The 17874-nt window shown below is 65.9% G+C and carries 12 protein-coding genes and 1 tRNA gene; 2 read left to right on the top strand and 11 right to left on the bottom strand.

The genetic code is table 11. The features are described 5' to 3' along the window. Positions 1-105: 105 nt before the first annotated feature. The 4 genes from ACOGJB_RS17335 to ACOGJB_RS17320 form a co-directional block, all read right to left on the bottom strand. Positions 106-3126 carry a choice-of-anchor R domain-containing protein gene (locus ACOGJB_RS17335; protein ID WP_419838332.1) on the bottom strand — a complete coding sequence of 1007 codons (3021 nt, stop codon included), beginning with the start codon at positions 3124-3126 and terminating at the stop codon, positions 106-108. Between the two features lie 199 nt (positions 3127-3325). After that, positions 3326-5125: a class I adenylate-forming enzyme family protein gene (locus tag ACOGJB_RS17330; RefSeq protein ID WP_419838331.1), complete on the bottom strand. Its 1800-nt coding sequence runs from the start codon at positions 5123-5125 to the stop codon at positions 3326-3328. A 205-nt stretch (positions 5126-5330) separates the two neighbouring features. Beyond that, positions 5331-5403 (bottom strand) — tRNA-Glu (locus ACOGJB_RS17325). A gap of 109 nt (positions 5404-5512) precedes the next feature. Further along, the gene (locus ACOGJB_RS17320; protein WP_419838330.1) at positions 5513-7156 is read right to left on the bottom strand and encodes a DUF3179 domain-containing (seleno)protein; all 1644 of its coding nucleotides are present in this window, start codon (positions 7154-7156) and stop codon (positions 5513-5515) included. Between the two features lie 155 nt (positions 7157-7311). On the opposite strand from ACOGJB_RS17320, the gene ACOGJB_RS17315 reads away from it, so the two are divergent. Beyond that, on the top strand, positions 7312-8202 hold the full coding sequence (locus ACOGJB_RS17315) for a polysaccharide deacetylase family protein (protein WP_419838329.1): 891 nt from the start codon (positions 7312-7314) through the stop codon (positions 8200-8202). Between the two features lie 38 nt (positions 8203-8240). On the opposite strand, the gene ACOGJB_RS17310 is transcribed toward ACOGJB_RS17315, so the two are convergent. The 3 genes from ACOGJB_RS17310 to ACOGJB_RS17300 form a co-directional block, all read right to left on the bottom strand. After that, positions 8241-8615 (bottom strand): clan AA aspartic protease, encoded by a 375-nt coding sequence (locus ACOGJB_RS17310; RefSeq protein ID WP_419838328.1) that lies wholly within the window; start codon positions 8613-8615, stop codon positions 8241-8243. Continuing rightward, positions 8612-8881: a hypothetical protein gene (locus ACOGJB_RS17305; RefSeq protein WP_419838327.1), complete on the bottom strand. Its 270-nt coding sequence runs from the start codon at positions 8879-8881 to the stop codon at positions 8612-8614. The genes ACOGJB_RS17310 and ACOGJB_RS17305 overlap by 4 nt, the downstream gene beginning before the upstream one ends. Positions 8882-9102: 221 nt before the next feature. Beyond that, positions 9103-10245, bottom strand: a complete 1143-nt coding sequence (locus tag ACOGJB_RS17300; protein ID WP_419838326.1) for an acyl-CoA dehydrogenase family protein — start codon at positions 10243-10245, stop codon at positions 9103-9105. 91 nt (positions 10246-10336) lie between these two features. Here ACOGJB_RS17300 and ACOGJB_RS17295 point away from each other — a divergent pair, with 91 nt between their 5' ends. Continuing rightward, positions 10337-11518, top strand: a complete 1182-nt coding sequence (locus ACOGJB_RS17295; RefSeq protein WP_419838325.1) for a nitroreductase family protein — start codon at positions 10337-10339, stop codon at positions 11516-11518. A gap of 165 nt (positions 11519-11683) precedes the next feature. Here the strand turns inward: ACOGJB_RS17295 and ACOGJB_RS17290 are convergent, their stop codons facing one another. The 4 genes from ACOGJB_RS17290 to ACOGJB_RS17275 all read right to left on the bottom strand — a co-directional run bounded on the left by ACOGJB_RS17290 (position 11684) and on the right by ACOGJB_RS17275 (position 17849). Continuing rightward, a complete protein-coding gene (locus ACOGJB_RS17290) occupies positions 11684-13402 on the bottom strand; it encodes an ABC transporter substrate-binding protein (RefSeq protein ID WP_419838324.1) in 1719 nt (572 codons plus the stop codon). A 130-nt stretch (positions 13403-13532) separates the two neighbouring features. After that, positions 13533-14843, bottom strand: coding sequence for a branched-chain amino acid ABC transporter permease (locus tag ACOGJB_RS17285; RefSeq protein WP_419838323.1), 1311 nt, complete (start codon positions 14841-14843; stop codon positions 13533-13535). Next, the gene (locus ACOGJB_RS17280) at positions 14840-15787 is read right to left on the bottom strand and encodes a branched-chain amino acid ABC transporter permease (RefSeq protein ID WP_419838322.1); all 948 of its coding nucleotides are present in this window, start codon (positions 15785-15787) and stop codon (positions 14840-14842) included. The genes ACOGJB_RS17285 and ACOGJB_RS17280 overlap by 4 nt, the downstream gene beginning before the upstream one ends. Before the next feature lie 235 nt (positions 15788-16022). Continuing rightward, entirely contained in the window at positions 16023-17849 is a 1827-nt protein-coding gene (locus ACOGJB_RS17275) for a branched-chain amino acid ABC transporter permease (protein WP_419838321.1), read from the bottom strand. Positions 17850-17874: the final 25 nt, after the last annotated feature.

The following is a 17874-nucleotide window of genomic DNA, read 5'->3' as shown; positions in this document are numbered from 1 at the left end:
TGGACTCTCCAGGGGTTGGTGACGCCGGTGACCCAAGAGAGGCAGAGGCCGATGTCGGCGGCGGGCGCGGTCAGCGTCGCCGGCGGGCTGTTGTGGTTGTTGGGGTTATGAGGCGGCTGCTTGGGCGGTGAGCGCTGCTTGCACTTTGGGCAGCGTGTCGATGCCGTCGGCCCAGCCGTGACGGCGTGACCGGTCGAGCCACGCTGCGATGCGGTCGTCGCTCATGGCGCCGCTGCGGCCTTCGAGCCGGTCGAGCACCGCTGTCCAGTCGCGTATCCCTGCGTGGTGGCTGCGCGCCCTGAACGACGCGATGTGCGCTTGGACCTCCGCGATCAGCGCCGGGTCCATCACGTACGCCGGCGGCGGGTCGTCGTCGTCGGACACAGTGACCGTCGCCGCGGCTGCGGCGCCCACGGTGTAGCCGTCGCCGTCGGCCACCGCAGCGGTGATCGTCCCGTCGGGCTCGTCAGTCGTGTCGCCGACGGTGTCCACGGTCAGCGTCGCCGACGACGAACCGGCGGGGATCGTGACCGTGCGCGTGCCTGCGGTGACGCCGTAGTCGCCTGCCGCCGCGATCGTGACCGACACAGCCAAGTCGCCTGCGGGCGCAGGCGACGCTGCCACCGTGAAGCTCACCGCGGATCCCTCAGTCGCTCCTGACCCGGACGCAACAGTCACCTCAGGCACAACAGGCGGCGGCGGCGGCTGGCCGTCGCCGACAGGCTGCTGTTGTTGTTGTTGTTGTGCTGTGTCGTGGGCTTGCTTGGCTTCGATCTCGGCGACTACCTGGTCCCACACAGGGCTGCTGTACCTGCTGGCGTTGCGGCGGGCCTCGGCCAGGCTCATCGCGCCGCCCGTCACGTCGGCAGGATCGAGCGCGCCGATCGCGGCGAGCGCCCGCTGCCAGCGGTTCACGTGCGCGAAGCCGTGATGGGTCTGCGACGCCAGATACTGCACCGCCGCCACGACCCCGGCGTCCGCCGCATACGGCGCCGGGTCCGCGCCGCCGCTGTCTGCGTCGGGGACGGCCTGCTGCTGATCGGCCTGGTCCTGGCCGTGGGGGGGTGCTTGCTGGCCGTCGGGCACCGGATCGCCGTCGGACACCGGAACGTTGTCGTCGACGCTGGGAGAGGTCTCCAGGTTCGGCCCGTAGCTGACCGTGACCCGCCGATGCGCGGACGGCTCGCCGTTGTCGCGCTCCAGGCTCATCGAGATGACATAGCTGCCGCTGGTGCCGTACAGCGCCGGGTCCAGCGTCAAATCGACCCGCAACAGCCTGTCCCAGTGCTCGGGCCTGATATGCATCGCGTACCAGTGCCTGGGCCCCGCGACCTTCGAGTACGACAACGGACTCGCACCCGCCTGAGCGGCGCGATGCACCGTCGCGGCCACCGGCGCGTTGTCCCACGACCCGTCAGGGCGGCCGGTGCGCAAACGGATGCGCAACGTATCCCAGCACAACCCCGCAGACCGGCCGTAGCCCGTCGTGCAGTCAGGCGCCCCGTCGACCCTGACCCAGAAACGTCCGGCCCCCGAACGGCTCTCGCCCGCACGGCTCAACACGCTGACCTGACTGATCACCGCCCCATCAGCGCCGACCGCGTCGAAAGCGGTCAAGTCGTCGTCGACGACCCTCACCGCCATGTTGAAATTGGACTCCGTCCGCTGCCCCAAGATCCGAGACAGCGACCCCGACGTGTCCCAGTTCTCGCTGAACGCATGACGAATGATCCGCGTATCAGACCTCACATCACTGTCGTGAGCAGCAGTCACCGTCACCGTGCGCGGCTCATCATGATCGCGATGCGTCCACGACACCACCGCCGGATCGAACGACAAGCCCTCACCCGTCGGCGTGATCGTCAACGGCGACCCCGGCGCCGGAACGTTGGAGTTCCGCACCGTGTAGGAAACCGAGCCGCCCTCATCGACACGCAGACACTCCCGCTCACGGCACCCGAAACCAGACTTCGGATCCGGGTCGAACACCGGATCGAGCCCCCGAGAACGCTTCACCACCACCGTGATCGGCGCGAACGCCACCGACGAGTGGCTCGACGACAACAGCAACTGGAACTTCGCGTCAGGCCCATTCGCCGGCAGACCATCCGCACCAGAAGCCACACCGGTCACCTCCACCACCCGAAAGCCCTTATGCAGCACAGGCTCCTCAATAGACGTATAACCCGCCCAGTCCGCAGCATCGAAATCGAAACCGATCGACCCAGACGGCTCATACCTGTCCTGATCCGACCAACCATAGCTAGGGTCAAAATGTGTACCACGGTTGCCAACCAAGCGACCGCTGCCGGGAATAAGACTGGTCTGCACCTGAACGCCCACGACGCCGTTCGACCCATTATGGCCATTCGCGTACTTGCGGCCCATGAACAACTGATCCGGATGATTCACCCTGACCCGCGACGGATCAGACGACACCACCGTCACCGGCACCCGGCCAGTCACCTCCTTAGCCAAGTCCAGACGCACAGACACCGTCTGGCCCTCACGCACGTTCACCACCGAAGGCGCCGACACCAACAGATCCGACGCCGCATTCGCGGTGCCGTTCACCGCGATCCTGAGGGAAACATCGCCGGTGAACGCCCAGCCAACGGACGTCTGCCTAAAGCGGTTCAGGCTCGTGTCGGCGATGCTCCAACCCGGTGCCCCGCCGGCATCCTCGCCGTCCCCAATGGAGGTTCGCAGGTTGTTTGAGCCGATCCATCCGGCAATGCTGTCGAGCACAACAAAATAGGTGGTGTCCGCCGCGAGGCTGATGCCGCTCCCCGGCGCCGCGAACCTCAAATTCTGGGCAGTAGAGAACGTGCCGGTGGACGACGGCGTCAAAGTCCCGAGAACCGCGCCCGGATTCCCGGACACAGCAGCATTCACCGTGACCGCCAGCTTCGAAGCCCAAGCAGCATCCGTCAAATTCTCGAAATGCACATCAACACTGCTCAACGAGTAACCCGCCGAGTTGCCGCCCGTAGTAAACGCCTGGGCATAATCCCTGGCGCCCGGGCCACCAAAGGCACTGGCCGTCAGACCCAGATTGCTCACTAGCGAAGTCGGCGACTGCGCCCCCGCCGGCACCGCAACCAGCAGCGCGGCCAACACCGCCACGGTCAAGAGGCTGCTAAGAAGCCCCCCCCCCCCCGCAACTTCCGCGAAGACTCAACCCTGATCATTCGTGAACACCTCGTGCCTCTCGGATAACCCGGCAGGTTACACCCGCTCACAGGGCGTAATGACTGGAACTTGTCTACCAGCGACGTCCAAACCCCACGCTGACGAGCGCAACACCTTGCACCCGGCCCTGGCCTCAGGGGCCGCCGCGTCCGGTGAGTTCGTGGCGCAGCAACTTGCCAAGCGCATTGCGGGGCAGCGCCGAGATGCGGTAAGTGCGACGGGGGCGCTTGTAGTACGCGAGCCGCTCGCCCACGTAGTCCTTCAGCTCGTCGTCTTCGAAGTCGCGGTCGGCGACGACGTAGGCGACCACGACTTCGCCCCACTCAGGATCAGCTTCGCCCCCGACAGCGCATTCGATGACATCGGGGTGCTCGGCGATGGCTTCTTCGACCTCGCGGGGGTACACGTTGAATCCGCCGCAGATGATGAGCTCTTTGGCCCGTCCCACGATTCGCAGGTAGCCGTCGTCCCACACGCCGAGGTCGCCGGTGCGGAACCAGCCGTTGTCGAAGGACGCTGCGTTGTCGTCGGGCCGTTCCCAGTAGCCCGAGAACACGTTGGGTCCCCGCACCAGAATTTCCGCGGCGCTCCGAGCAACGGCATCAGCGGAGTACTTGGACACGGCATCACTGCGCGCGTCCGGGCGGCCGCAGACTCCCACTCGATCCGTCGGGAGGCTCGGCGCGCTATGCCCGGTCCGTTCAGCCAGGTCGCTGTCGTTCGACGAGTCGAGCCGGACTTCCACGCCCGGCAGCGGGAAACCGACCGTGCCAGCGCGGCGTGGCTCGTCGTACGGATTCGACACCAGCATGACGGTTTCCGTCATGCCGTAGCGCTCGATGACATGTTGACCGCTGGCCTCCCGCACGGCGTCGTGCAGCTCAGCAGGCATCGGCGCCGAGCCCGACACGCACAGCCGCAGCGCCGACAGCTCAGCGGCCCGCGGCGAGGCCACCAGCCGTGAGTACATCGTCGGCACGCCGAAGAACATCGTGGCCTGGTGCTCGCGAATCGCATCAAAGACGGCGTCAGGGTCGAACGTCGGTTGCAGCACGGCCCGCGCGCCGACCGTGAGCGTGCCGTGCAGGCCGACGCCGAGGCCGTGCATGTGGAACAGCGGCAGCGCCAGCACCAGAACGTCATCTGACGTCCAGCGCCATGCCAGCTCCAGCGCCCGCACCGAGGCGAGCAGGTTCGCGTGGCTCAGCACCGCTCCCTTGGGCCGCCCGGTCGTGCCGGAGGTGTACCCGATGAGCGCTGGCTCGTCGCCCTCGCGCTCATGAGCCCAACGTCGCAACTCGAGATCACTCGCGGGCCCCGCGAACTTTCTGTACGTATCGGAAGCACCAGGCTCCCCGAGAGGGTCTCCGAATTGGGCGCGCCTGGATCTCTCCGCTCGCGAAGGCTGTCCGTCAGAAAGTTCTGTTGCGTCGAAGCGGTCGGTCAGCACCGTCGGATCCGCTGAGGTGATCCACTGCTCCCACTCGCCCGGACTGCCGACATCTTCGATCAGTGCCGCCGCAGGACGGCAGTCCGTCACGACATTGCGAACTTCGTCGGCGCGGTAGGCGCCGTTCAGCGGGACGACCACCGCTCCTATCCCCAGCAGCGCAGCGTGGGCAGCGACGAGCCGCGTCGAACTCGGCCCGCTCATCAGCACCCGGTCACCGGCGACGATGCCCACGCCCGCCAAGCGCTGCGCGACCTCTTGTGCGCGCTCAAGCAGTTGGGCGCCAGTCACCCAGCCCTCGCTCGCATCCCATACCACGGGGCGCTGCGGATCCGATGACCAGCGGTCCAGCCACACCGCCGGCAGCGTGCCGCCCGCGGACAGATCGATATCGCCGGCGCTCCAGCCAGCCGGCAGGTGTCGGTGCCAGTCCGACGCCCGGTTCGAATCGAGTTCAGGGTTCGAAGCGGGCTCAGGACTCATCGGGAGCGGTCAGCATTCTCTCGGCGGGAAGCTTGTCGAGCACGTTCGAGGGGATGCTCCCACGGCAGGTCCAGGAAGTCGGGATGCCCTTGCCGGGTCACCACCGACAGTTCCGCGGCAGCAATCTGAGACGCTGGGCTGATCGCTTCGGCGAAGTGTTCGGGTGTCACCGTGATGGGGGTCCGATGCGCCGAGCGGCCACGAGCACCCCCAACGGGATTCGAACCCGTGCCGCCACCTTGAGAGGGTGGTGTCCTTGGCCGCTAGACGATGGGGGCGAGTTGAGATGCGAGGAGCCAGCATACCCACCGCCCGACGTGGGCTTGTGGGCGCCGCAGGGGCCGACAGGTCGGCTGCACCGGTGCTTCGGGCACGCCGTGGCGGTCGCTAGTTCTGCGCGACAGGCGGCCAGATTTCGGTATCGGGATGCAGCCCGTACCAGGCGAACCAGAACGATTGCGACGACACAATGCGCGGCAGCCTGAGATCGACGCGGTTGCGCCCGTCCACGCCGTTGACGCGCAGCTCGTCGTGCAGCACGCCCCCGGGAGCCACCTCGACAGGCGCCCCGTGACGCCACGCCGCAGCCGGCACTTCTGCGACGTCGGCGGCGCTGTACACCCTGGCCCCACCCCGGTTCGGCACGATCACCAAGGGTTCACCGCCGAGCACGTAGACGAACGGGCCCATGTCCTCCAGCTCAGCGAGCCCCAACGCCAGTGCGAGGCCGTTGCGGTCGATGGTGACCACTTCCTCTTTGAGCTCGAACACGTCGGGCGTCTCGAAGGTCGGGAACCACAGGTCCTCGCTGGAGTAGTACGAGCGGTACGCCGCGTCGGGCGTGTAGTCGTACGCGATCGGCGGGCGCTCGGGCATTTCCGCGAAGTACGTCGGGGGCGGCGTGTCGAGAGTGAACGTGTCGGGATGATCGGCCAGCCAGTCCGCCCAGCGCACCGTGGCAACCGGATACTGCTCCAGCTTTGTGCCCGCCAGCGGCCCGGCGAACGCCGTGCCCGAGAGGTGGTTCCACAGGCTCTCGGTCTCGTTGTCGATCATGATCTTGTTCGAGTCCATCAGCAGGCCCGATGTCTGGAACGTGATCTCGGAACCGTCGGGCAGTCGCCGGTCGAACATGAGCGCTGTCAGGCACAGCGTGCAGTAACCGAGCGCCACCGGCATGCCGCCCACGATGTCGTTCGCAAGCTCATGGCGAGCGAGGAACCGGACCGGATAGGCACCGGCCTCGCCGCCGATGACGAAGCCCAGTACCAGTTCGTCATCGGTCATGAAGTCGGCTTCGGCTGGGGTCAGCCGTTCGGGGTTGTTCAGCTCGGGAATCCCGCCTCGGCGCACCCCGCCGAACTGGATTGCCCCCAGCGTGACCCGGTCGGTGACTTGGGCAAGCATGTCGCCGAACCGGAAGTCGAGGTATGCGTACAACTCTTGCTTGAAGACCTCGTAGCCCTCACCCGGATCGACGCCGTGCGAGCGGTACCACGAGCCGTATCTGACGTAGTCGGTGTTGAAATCGCCCGAGCTCTCGATGCCCGTGAGCCGTTCCAGCGCTCCCATCGACGTATCGGACACGTTGCGAGAACCGCCGGTGCGCATGATGTCCATGACCCACGCAACCCAGCGCTGATCCCCGCTCAGGCCCATCTCGCCGGCGACATTCGCAGCGAATGCCGTGTTGGGCAGCTCCAAGAACTCGTCGATCTTCTCCAGCAGGTTGAGCTCGAGGAATGGCCGCCCGTCTTCGGTCCCGGGAAAGAACGGCTCGGTCGTCGTGGTCGTCGTCGCGCTGGCTGAGGCGGCGCCGGCTGTCTCGTCTGGATCCGGCTCAGCGTCGGCCGTTTCGTCGTCTGGCGGCCCCGGCTCTGCCGCCCCCGCATCGTCGTCTGCGGCACTGCCCGCAGAGCCAACCGCCGACGTGTCCTGGCGGCCCAACCCCTCAGCAGATTCGTCCGAAGCCGACGTGCACGAGGCGACCAGCACACTCGCGGCCACCGCCGCACAGATCAGCTTTCGCATACGGCCGTCGAGCCTACGGCAGCCCCTCCCAGCGCCGTAGTCGGGCCGGGTGGACTAGAACGGCGCCAGTGCCAGCGCGAGCCGACCTCACACGACACGCCAGCAGGCCCGCTGTCGGCGCCCGGACTGGCGCGGCACACAAGGGGGAATGAGCAATGGCCACCGAGACAATTGCCCTGCACAACAGCGAGGCGATACCCGACAACCCGGCGGGCTACGTCTGCCTGACCTTCGACTTCGACGGCCCGTCGTTGTGGATCGCCCGCCGCCAGACCACGCCGACGCCTATCTCACGCGGTGAATTCGGCGCCGTCGCGGTGCCGCGCATACTCAAGCTGCTGGCGAAGCACGACATTCCGTGCACGTTCTTCATTCCGGGCCATTCCATCGACACCTACCCCGACGCCGCCCGGATGGTGGTCGACGCCGGCTGCGAGGTGGGCCTGCACGGCTACGCCCACGAGTACAACCCACGCCTCAGCGAAGACGAGGAGCGTGCCATTCTGGAGCGGACGTTTGCGCAGATCGAATCGCTCACCGGCGCCCCGCCCAAGGGCTACCGGGCCCCATCGGGCGACATCAACCCATGGACGATCGACCTGCTGATCGAATACGGGCTCAGCTACGACTCATCGCTGATGGGCCACGACTACGCGCCCTACTGGCTGCGCACCGGCGACCAGTTCCCGACCGACGGGCCCATGGAGTTCGGCGACCAAGTCGACCTCGTCGAACTGCCGTTCAGCTGGCACCTCGACGACTACGTCCACCTCGAGTTCGTCACCTTCAAGAACACGATCCTGACCGGGCTCGAAAACCCCGCCACCATGTTCGACACGTTTCTCTCGGATGTGAAGTGGATGGTGAACGAGGTGGAGCACGGCGTGTGCACGGTCACGTTCCACCCCCAGGCCATCGGCCGCGGCGGGCGCCTGTATGAGATGGAGCGCTGGATCGAGCAGATGACCGACCTCGGCGTCAGCTACACCCGCATGTGTGATGTGGCCGAGGCTTGGCGAGCCGGCCGCCCTCTCGGCGTCGAGTAGCTCTCAGGCGCTGTCGCGAGCTGGGCCGCCCCAACCCGTCACGCACGGAGCGACTCGATGAGGACGCGGCCGCCGATGTGTGTTTCGATCCGCAACTCGTAACCCTCCAGCAGGGACATGCCGATGAGCGGCGTGGTCTCGGCTTGGTCTGCGAAGACAGCGACGACCTGTCCATCCCATATCAGCTCAGCGCCGTAGACCCCGAAGGTGTCAACGGCGCCGTTTGCCAAGACCGCTTGGCTGAGGGTCTTGTACGGCAGAGCGAGCTCGCTGACATGTGCCGGCGGCAGGGTCAGGAATTCGCTGTAGCCGGTGTCGATGACAGCCTCAACCGTGCGTGATCGTCCGCCCGGACCCTTTACATCGAGGGCGACAGTGGCTTCGAGGCGAGCATTGACGCGGCCTTCGATCACACGGAACCCCGCAGCGGGCGACCACCGAGCTGGAACGCAGCCCGATGACCGACGCGCAGCGTCCATACATCGCAGGCATCCGGATGTTGCTCATACAGGTCGTCGACTGCTGCACGGCGCGTGTCGCCGATGGTCCAGCTACCACTGTCAATGTCGATGGAGACATAGCTGCCATGCTGATCGATGCCGAGCGTCGGCTTGATATCTCGCTCGTAGATCTCGTCGCCGCGGCGGGCCGTCTCATCAGGTGTGCCCCGGACTCTCATAATCACGACCTTTGTACGTTCGAGCCGGTTGGCCCAGCCTAGTTCTGGCCCGCTGAGCGACCGCAAGCGGTTTGCCGCCCCCTCGCGCGGCGACGCCTGACCAGATAGTCGCGCCGCTGCTGATCGGTGTCGGACTGCTCGATCGCCACAGCAACTGGCGAGTTGTTAGCGGCCATCATGTTCCTGATCCCGCTGTCGAGTAGCAGGAACGGTGTCGACTGCTACCAGTCGACACCGTCGAGCATCCGGCCGATGAGCATCTTCTGCACCTCCGAGGTGCCTTCGTAGATCTGGTACACGCGCACGTCGCGGTAGATCTTCTCGACGGGGTAGTCGTCGAGGTAGCCGTAGCCGCCATGGATCTGGATGGCTTTGGACGCCACCCGCTCCGCCATCTCTGAGGCGAACAGCTTGGCCATCGACGCCTCCCGAGCGCACTCAAGGCCCTGGTCGCGCATCTGGGCAGCGTGCAGGTAGAGCTGGCGGGCTGCCTCGATCTGGGTGGCCATCTCGGCAAGCGTGAATGAGATCGCTTGGTGTTCGACGATGGGGCGGCCGAAGGTCTCCCGCTCCTGGGCGTAGGCGTGGGCCGCCTTCAGCGCCGCACGTGCGCCGCCGGTGGCTTGGGCGGCCACGCCGATGCGCCCGAGCGACAGGTTTCCCAGCGCGATGCCGAGACCCCGCCCGATCTCGCCGAGCACATCGGTGGACGGCACCCGCATGTCCTCGAACACCACCTGGCAGGTGTCATTCGTGCGGTGGCCGAGCTTGCGCTCCTTGGCGACCACTTGGTAGCCGGGATTGTCGGTAGGCGTGATGAACGTCGTCATCCCCCGCTTGCCGGCGCCCGGATCGGTCACTGCCACGATCATCGCCACGTCCGCGCTGGAACCCGCCGTGATGAACGCCTTGTGTCCGTTCAGCACGTACTCGTCGCCGTCCCGCTCGGCTCGGGTGCGAATGGCCGCCGCGTCCGAACCGGTGTGTGGCTCGGTGAGGTGGATGCAGCCCAGCCACTCGCCGCTGGTGAGCTTGGTGAGATAGTCGCGCCGCTGCTGATCTGTGCCGGACTGCTCGATCGCCACAGCAACCGGCGAGTTGTTGGCCGCCATCATGTTGCTGATCCCGCCGTCCGCAGCGGAGATCTCCTCGATCGCCAGTGCGTAGGACACGAAGTCGGCGCCGGAACCACCCCAGCACGGATCGACCATCACCCCCATCAGACCGATGTCGGCCATCTTGGCGTACAGCTCACGAGGCGCTCCCCCGGCGCGGTCCCACTCGGCCGCGAAGGGAGCGATCTCACGCTGGGCGAAGCTCCTCGCCACGTCACGAATCTGCTGCTGCTCGTCGGTCAACTGCACTGCGCTCTCCCCGCCACAAGCCTTCCGAGGCACCCTGCACCGCTGCGATCCGGACAGGCATCGCTGGCCCGCAGCGACCTAACGTACCGCCATGTCAAATCGAGATTCAGAAGAACGCATCTCAGAGGCCGGCTTCGACCTCGATCAGGTGGACCGTCTGCTCACCACCACACGAGCCGTGCGCAAGCGGCTTGACTTCGACCGCTGGGTCAGCGACGAGACCATCTTCGAGTGCATCGACCTCGCCGAACAGGCGCCCACCGGCGGCAACGATGCCAGCCGTCGCTGGATCGTCGTCCGCGACCAGCAGCTCAAGGACCAGCTCGGCGAGCTCTACGCCGAAGTCGGCACGATCTTCATCAACGCACGCGGGCGCCTCGACGGAACAGGCCACCCCAAGGAGCACATCGTCAGCTCCAGCGCCTACCTCGTCGAGAACTACGCGAAGGCGCCAGCGCTGGTGATGCTGGCCATCTGGGGCATCCACGACGACAGCGGCCGGCCGGGACTGTTCGACAGCGCCATCCCCTCTGCGTGGAGCTTCAACCTGGCGCTGCGCTCCCGCGGGCTCGGCACTGCCTACGCAACGATGCTCAACAACAAGTCCGACGAGGTCGCCGAACTGCTCGGCATGCCACCGGGCCTCACCACGCTGGTGTGCTTCCCGGTGGCCTACACCAAGGGCACCGAGTTCTCGCCCGCACCCCGCAGGCCGGCCAGCGAGGTCACCTACTTCGACCAGTGGGGCTTCACGCGCCAGCGGCCCAGTGACGACGGCACTGCGAGGGTCGCCGACGGGCAGGGCGTCGTGGCCGAGATCGACACCGATGCCCGCCCGCGGGCCGTCTGGGAGGTCATCTCCGATATCAACATGCCCGCCCAATTCTCCGAAGAATTCCTCGGCGCCGAGTGGACCTCCGGCGGCCCCCCAGACGTCGGCTCGACCTTCAAGGGCCGCAATTCCATCCCCGATGTGTTCGACTGGGAAACCGACTGCATCGTGACGGCATGGGAGGAACGCACGGCCTTCGAGTGGCGGGTCACCGACGCCGAGAACCCCGGTGCGGTGTGGCGCTTCGACCTCGCCGAGCAAGGCAGCGGCAGCAGGCTGCGATTCTCGATGCTGATCGGCCAGGAGAACAACGGCACTGTCCCGATGGCCCTGCGTGATCCTGCCAAGGAGCAGCGCGTGCTGAACCGGCGTCGGGAGACCCTGCGAGCCAACATGCAGCGCGTCGTCGAAGGCGTCAAAGCCATCGTCGACGGGAGCTGACGCGCGCCTGGCGCCGGCGGGTCCGGTGGGGATCTCGACACCACTGTCCAAGCGCTGGGCGGACGCGAGAGGGCCGGCGGGCTGATGCCCGCCGGCCCTCTGCTTTGACCGTTCGGTCAGCTCAGCGCTCCCAAGCAGTGCTTCCGACCGCTGAGAGGCGTTTGCCTAGCGGCAGCCGCCGTTGTCCTTGTCCCAAGCGCAGTTCGAAGAGCGCCCGTTGACATCCACGACCTCGCCGATGATGTCCCACGTCTGCCCGGCGGCATCGAACTTGCTGAACTGCGAACCCTCGATGAAGTACGCGTCAGCGTTGCCGTTGAACTGGGTGGTGATGCCGTCGAGGATCATCGGGTGATAGATGTCGATCGACCGCACCGCCAGGATGAAGTTGGTCCGGGTCAGGCCGCCGGGCAGCTCCGCAGCAATGCGCAGCGCCTCACCATAGGGATAGCCGTAGGTGTAGCCGATGGCGTAAAGCGACACCGACGGGTCCAGTTCCGCAGCTTCGAGGTTGCTGTTCACGAACGAGATGAATGGCTCCTCAATGAACTGCGGGTCGGTGGAGTCCTTCGAACCGCCTCCGATGATCCACCAGCCTTCTGCGGCTTCACCCGCAGGCTTCATGTACGCCTCGATGCCCGCGCACACTGACGGCGTGAACAGCACACCGCCCTTGGCGTTGATGTCGTCGTACAGGCCGCTCTGGCCGGCTTCCTGAATCGCCAACAGGCACGGATTGCCCGCCGTCATCGAGATGAACACGTCAGGCTCGAACGCCAAGATGGTGGTCATCTCATTGGTCAGCGTGGGCGCCGCAGGGTCGTGACGCACCGGCTTGTACTCGCTCACCACATCGGGGTTGGCATGCGCCCACTCCTCGAAGCCGAGCTCGTAGGCCAGACCGAAGTCGTTGTCCATCACCAGACCGGCAACCCTCACCGGCAGCAGATCGGCGAGGTTCTCCCTGATCCACGCGCCCCACAGGATCGACTCGGTCGAGTACGACATCTGCATGATGGTGGTCCACGGGTGGTTGACGGGGTCGCCCCAGGCCGGGTGGCCGGTCATCACGAACGGGTGCGGGATGCACTCCTCGTTGATCTTGTCGTACACCGCCAGCGTGTTCGGCGAGCCCAGCGTCAGGATCGAGAACACGTTCTCCGCCTCGATCAGCTCGTCCACGAACTCGATCGTCTGCGCGGCGACGTACGCGTCGTCCTTGATGATGATGGTCAGCTCGCGAGGCGAGCCGCCGACCATGATCGGGTCGTTGTCGTTGATCCAGTTGAAGTAGTTCTCCCAGCCGTAGGCGATGTTGCCGTAGGCAGCGAGGTTGCCCGACTGGGCGGTGGTGTGGCCGATGCGGATCTGCGAGTCGGTGATGCCCGTCGTGTCCGACCAGTCGTCGGGGCACGCGCTGATGTCGATCTCGAAGCCCGCAGGGCCGCGCAGGATGCCGTCGTCGCCGACGCCGTACTCGCCCGACTCGATCTTCTCGGTCAGCTCAGCGACAGACTTGGCGCGGCGAGCAGCGGCCTCGTCGAAGATGCCTTCGAGGGTGGAGCGATCAAACATCATCTCCTCCTCTTCCATCATCTCCTCGTCGGTCATCTCCTCATCGTCGGTCTCGCCGGCTACAGCCGCCTCGATGTCCTCTTCGGCTGCGGCGCCGCCGAGAGCACCGGTGGCACCTTCGTCGTCCTCGTCGGCCTCGTCCATCTCGCCGTCGTCCATCTCCTCGCCCTCAGTGGGCGCGGCGGTGGTCTCGGTCTCCGTCTCGCCAGCTCCGTCCTCCGCGTCGTCATCGCCGCCGCCGCACGCAGCGGCAACCAGCGAGAACGCGAAGAGCAGAGCAAGCAAACGCCACATTCGACGCTTGGTCATGTTGTGTCTCCCTGTTGGTGAATACAAAATGCCGGCGTGCGGCGTTCGGACGCCTGAGCCAGCGTGCATCGAAAGCTAGTTCACCCGATTCTGCCGATACCGAGCAGGGTGTGTCAGTTTCGCAACAATTTCAAGCGCGCGTTCGATTTCGACGAGAGCGGGGAGCACGCTCGCCGGTCCGTCGTGTGAACATCCCGATGAGACCCCGCGGGAAGACAAACGTCAGCGCGATCAGCAACACCCCGAACACGAACTGTTCCTCATCGAGCAGGCTCAGGAGCTCGCTGAATGGCCCCAGACCGCTGACATTGTCGATGAGCTCGCCGAGCCACGAGAAGATCTCACGGATCGCAACGCCGAGCACGGAACCCCACAGCGATCCGAGCCCGCCGAGCACGGCGGTGGCATAGAGGACCAGAGACTCCGAGAACGGATACGACTCCTGGGAGGCAAATGGCACCAGCACGATGTTGAGAGAACCCGCGAGTCCCGCCAGCGAAGCGCTGACAGCGAAGGTATTGACCCTCGAGGCGACGACATTGACGCCATACACGGCCGCTGCAGTGTCGTTGTCCCTCACCGCACGCATGGCTCTTCCAGGCCGGCTGTTGATGATGTTGTGCGTCAGCCATATCGCCAGAGCCACTACCGCCAAGCAGATCAAATAGCGATAAAAGCCTTCAGCCCAGCGACTCGTGCCGAACCAGCTCGGCGGCACCATTTCTGCACCCACTGCTCGCCCGCTGACGCCACCAGAAAATGCGGGGAAGCGTTTCGCGAGCGGCTGGAAGACGATGGCCAGACCGAGGGTGACGAGCGCGAGATGGATTCCCTTTATTCGCAGGGCCGGCAGCCCGACAAGCGCGCCGAGCGCGCCGGCAAAGACGGCTCCCGCGATGATCGAAACGACCCACGGCAGTTGGAGGTCGTCGACGGCATATGCCGCGGCAAACGAGCCGACTGCCACGAAGACGCCGTGACCCAGGCTGATCATGCCGCCGTAACCCGTGGCGATGTTCACTCCAAGCACCGCCAAGACCATCACCACGATCTGGGTGTTCTGACGCAATTCGGTCACCGTGCTGGTCAACGGCATCGCTACCAGCCAGATGCCGAGCAGCGAGCCGCCGACCCAGCCGAGCGGGCCGATACGCCGCCGCCCCGGCAGGAACCGCAGGTGCGAACCATCCGATCCGGGTTGCTCCGCGGCGGTGGCGGCTGCGGGCGGGTCTGGCGGCGCCATCGTCACACCCGATGCAGTGGTCGCGGGTGATTCAGTCGCGGGTGATTCCGACGGTTCATCGGTGACGCCGGCAGTGCCGGGAGCAGGAAGCGCCGTCTCCGACGGAGATGTGAACACTCCGAAAACGCTGGCATCGGCGCCCGAGGCTTCGTCGTCGCCCGGTCGCGGCAGCGGCGCCGGCCAGTCGTCGTCGCTCATACCCGTTCGATCTGCTTGGTGCCGAACAAGCCAGCGGGCCGCACGATCAGCACGATCACCATCGCCACGAGTGCAGGCAGCACGCTCAGCTCGAAGCCGATGAAGGGGACATAAGCCGGGATGAGCGTCTGGCTCAGGCCGATGATCACGCCGCCCACCAGGGCACCCTTCGGCGAATCCAGCCCCCCGAGGGTTGCCGCCGCGAAGGCGTACACCAGCACCCTGACCATCATCGTGGGTTCGAGCAACACCGAATTGGCGCTCATGGTCGCCGCGATGGCGCCGAGGCCGGCCGCCAGTGCCCATCCGTACATCAGCGTGGGTCCCACCCGGATCCCGTTCAGCGCAGCCGACTCGGGATCGATGGAGACCGCCCGGAACGCGAGGCCGGCGCGCGTGTAGCGCAAGAGCAGAGCCAGCAGCGTCAGGAGCGCGAACAGCACCAACCATGCGCCGATGGTCGAGAAACGAAGCCTGGCGCCGCCGATGTCCAGGTGGTCGCCGGGCGACGACGGGAAGAAGGGCGGGAAGACGCGCGGCCCGGTGCCCCACCACTGCGCCATGAGCGAATTCAGCGCAAGCAGGATGCCGATGGTGACGTTGACGAGCGCTAGCTCGGGCGCGTTGCGCAACGGGCGGATGAGCACGCGCTCGGTTGTGGCGCCTGCGGCGATGCCGATGACGACAGCGCCGCAGATCGCCAGCGGCGTCGAGAACGGCGCTCCGAACCAACCCGCCAGTCCGCCGCCGGTGACGCCAGGTGCCGCACCGGCGAGCAGCACGAAGGCGATATAGGCCGAGAACGTGGCCATCTCGCCCTGGGCGAAGTTCAGCAGCCCGGTGGAGCGGAAGATGATGACCAGCGCCAGCGCCAGCGAGGAGTAGATGGCGCTGTTGAACAGGGCGTCGAAGATTCGCTGCAGCAGCAGAACTTCGTCGATCACAGCTGTTCAGCCTTGAGAGGCTGAGCCCCGGGCCCGAGTGGCCTGCGAGCGCAGCGAGCCAGAGCGGGAAGGACGGTGCGAAGCCGTGGCCCGAGCGGCCCGTGAGCGCAGCGAACAAGAGCGGGAAACCAGCGGCCGCTCGGCGGGGCGGTACACCTATCCGCGCTCCCTCTCAACTGGGTCCGCCGGGCCTCGGCACCCCGACAGAGGCGGGAGGCTCAGCGTCGCTTTACGACTACGAAGAAGCGTCGACTTCCTCAGGTGCTGGCGCGGGAGCGGTTTCGGTCTTCTCGTCGGCGAAGACGAAGTACCGCAGGCCGATGACGATCGTCGCAACGATGACGATGATGCTCAGCACCATCGAGAGCACGCTCTGCGTCGGCCATCCGATGAGCCAGAAGCCCACAGGTGTCTCGGAGGCGTCGATGGCATCCGACGCAACGTTGCACAGCTCGCCGATCGACATGTCACTGATCTCGCCTGACGGCGAGGTCTCGCAGAATTCGCCTGGCGTCCCGGAAAAGTCCTTCGACTTCGCGGCCTCGCTGACCATGGGAATGGCGGGGATCGTCTTTCCGTCCGGATTCACCGCCACCGATTCGCGGGCAAGGTGACCGACATGGTGCGCCCGCAGAGCGATGTTCAGGGCGAACGCCTGGATGTAGGCAAAGCTGAGCACCCCCAGCACTCCAGCCGTCTTGGCCTGGGAGCTCACCGCGTCGGCGTTCTCGCCGCGCAATCCGGCTTTGACTGCTCGGAGCTCGTTCATCGCTACGAAGATGATGACGGGCGCGAGCACCACGATGACGAAGCGAAGTACGAAAGCCAGCGTGCCGACGAGGAGGCTGTCGATGTTCATCAGAACCCAGCCGATGATCAGCAGCACCGGGCCCGCGACGGCGAAGCGCAACGCCCAGGTGGCTCGAGTCGACGATGGACCAGGGTCGAGGGCTGCGAGCGGAGTGATCGGTTCGCCGGCCGGTGTGAGCGGGACGACCTGGATGATCCTCTTCTGCATGGCCACGACCATCGATGTGATGCCGCCCGGGGCGAAGAAGGTGAACAGAATGAGGATGAGGCCGAAGATCGCGGCCGATAGCGGGCCGTCGCCGTCGAGGGTGTAGAAGCCCAGCGGGATGGAGATTCTCTTCGTGAGATCTCGTACCCACACGACGAACAATCCGCCGAAGATTGATCCTTGGAGGGTGCCGACACCGCCGATCACCAAACCGATGATCAGGTCGACCGCAAGCAAGAAGGTGAAGTCCTGTCCGGCCACGAAGCCCTTGTCCATGCACCACATGAGACCCGCCAGCGAACCCAGCGAGGCGCTCAAGGCGAAGTTCACGGTCTTGTACATCGGCAGGTTCACGCCGTACACGGCGGCACCTGCCTCGCTGTCGCGGATTGCCAGAACCGCCCTGCCGGGCCGGCTTCGCATGATGTTGCGGACCAGTGCGATGACGATCGCCGTCATCACCAGCAGAATCCAGTAGCGGTACGCATTGGCGCCACGTGCACCATCAACGCCGGGCAGCCACTCAAAGAAGCTGGAGAAGCCGCTTTCCTGTCGATCGACTTCCTCGATGACGTCCCGGCCATTCGGGCCGCCGGTGCGACGCGCGATGCCCAGCTCGTCGATGTTCACCAGCGTCGGGAACACCGCCGCCTGGGCGATGGTGACCAACGCTAGGTAGAGACCTCGCACACGCAGCGCGGGCAGTCCGACGATGATCCCGATGGCGAATCCGACGATCACGACCAGCGGAATGACCATCCAGAAGTCCCAGAGCTCGTCCTGGACCATCGAGGCAGCAACGAATGCGCCGATGCCCATGAACGCCGAGTGCCCGAGCGCGAGCATGCCGTTGAAGCCGACGACCAAGTTGACCGCGAGCACGGCCACCATCAGCACCAGCGCGCGGTTCATCTTGCCGATCTCGAACGGCTGCAGGACCAATGGCACCAGGACCGCCAGCGCCACGGCGTAGCCCCAGCTCAAGAACTGCCATTGGCGGTGCTGTGTGCTGCCCTTGGAAACGATGAGCAGTGGTGAACTCATACCTCAGCAACTCCCCTTGGGTCGT

It is taken from the genome of Candidatus Poriferisodalis sp., assembly GCF_965208895.1.
GTDB lineage: Bacteria > Actinomycetota > Acidimicrobiia > Acidimicrobiales > Poriferisodalaceae > Poriferisodalis.
Note: the sequence above shows the minus strand (reverse complement) of the source record. Positions and strands in the feature narration are given on the sequence as shown.

Bases quoted from the DNA above. Each gene is read 5' to 3' on its own strand.
- ACOGJB_RS17290 (WP_419838324.1), bottom strand. From the start codon at position 13,402: ATGACCAAGCGTCGAATGTGGCGTTTGCTTGCTCTGCTCTTCGCGTTC.
- ACOGJB_RS17320 (WP_419838330.1), bottom strand. From the start codon at position 7,156: ATGCGAAAGCTGATCTGTGCGGCGGTGGCCGCGAGTGTGCTGGTCGCC.
- ACOGJB_RS17305 (WP_419838327.1), bottom strand. From the start codon at position 8,881: ATGAGAGTCCGGGGCACACCTGATGAGACGGCCCGCCGCGGCGACGAG.
- ACOGJB_RS17295 (WP_419838325.1), top strand. From the start codon at position 10,337: ATGTCAAATCGAGATTCAGAAGAACGCATCTCAGAGGCCGGCTTCGAC.
- ACOGJB_RS17285 (WP_419838323.1), bottom strand. From the start codon at position 14,843: ATGAGCGACGACGACTGGCCGGCGCCGCTGCCGCGACCGGGCGACGAC.
- ACOGJB_RS17315 (WP_419838329.1), top strand. From the start codon at position 7,312: ATGGCCACCGAGACAATTGCCCTGCACAACAGCGAGGCGATACCCGAC.
- ACOGJB_RS17330 (WP_419838331.1), bottom strand. From the start codon at position 5,125: ATGAGTCCTGAGCCCGCTTCGAACCCTGAACTCGATTCGAACCGGGCG.
- ACOGJB_RS17275 (WP_419838321.1), bottom strand. From the start codon at position 17,849: ATGAGTTCACCACTGCTCATCGTTTCCAAGGGCAGCACACAGCACCGC.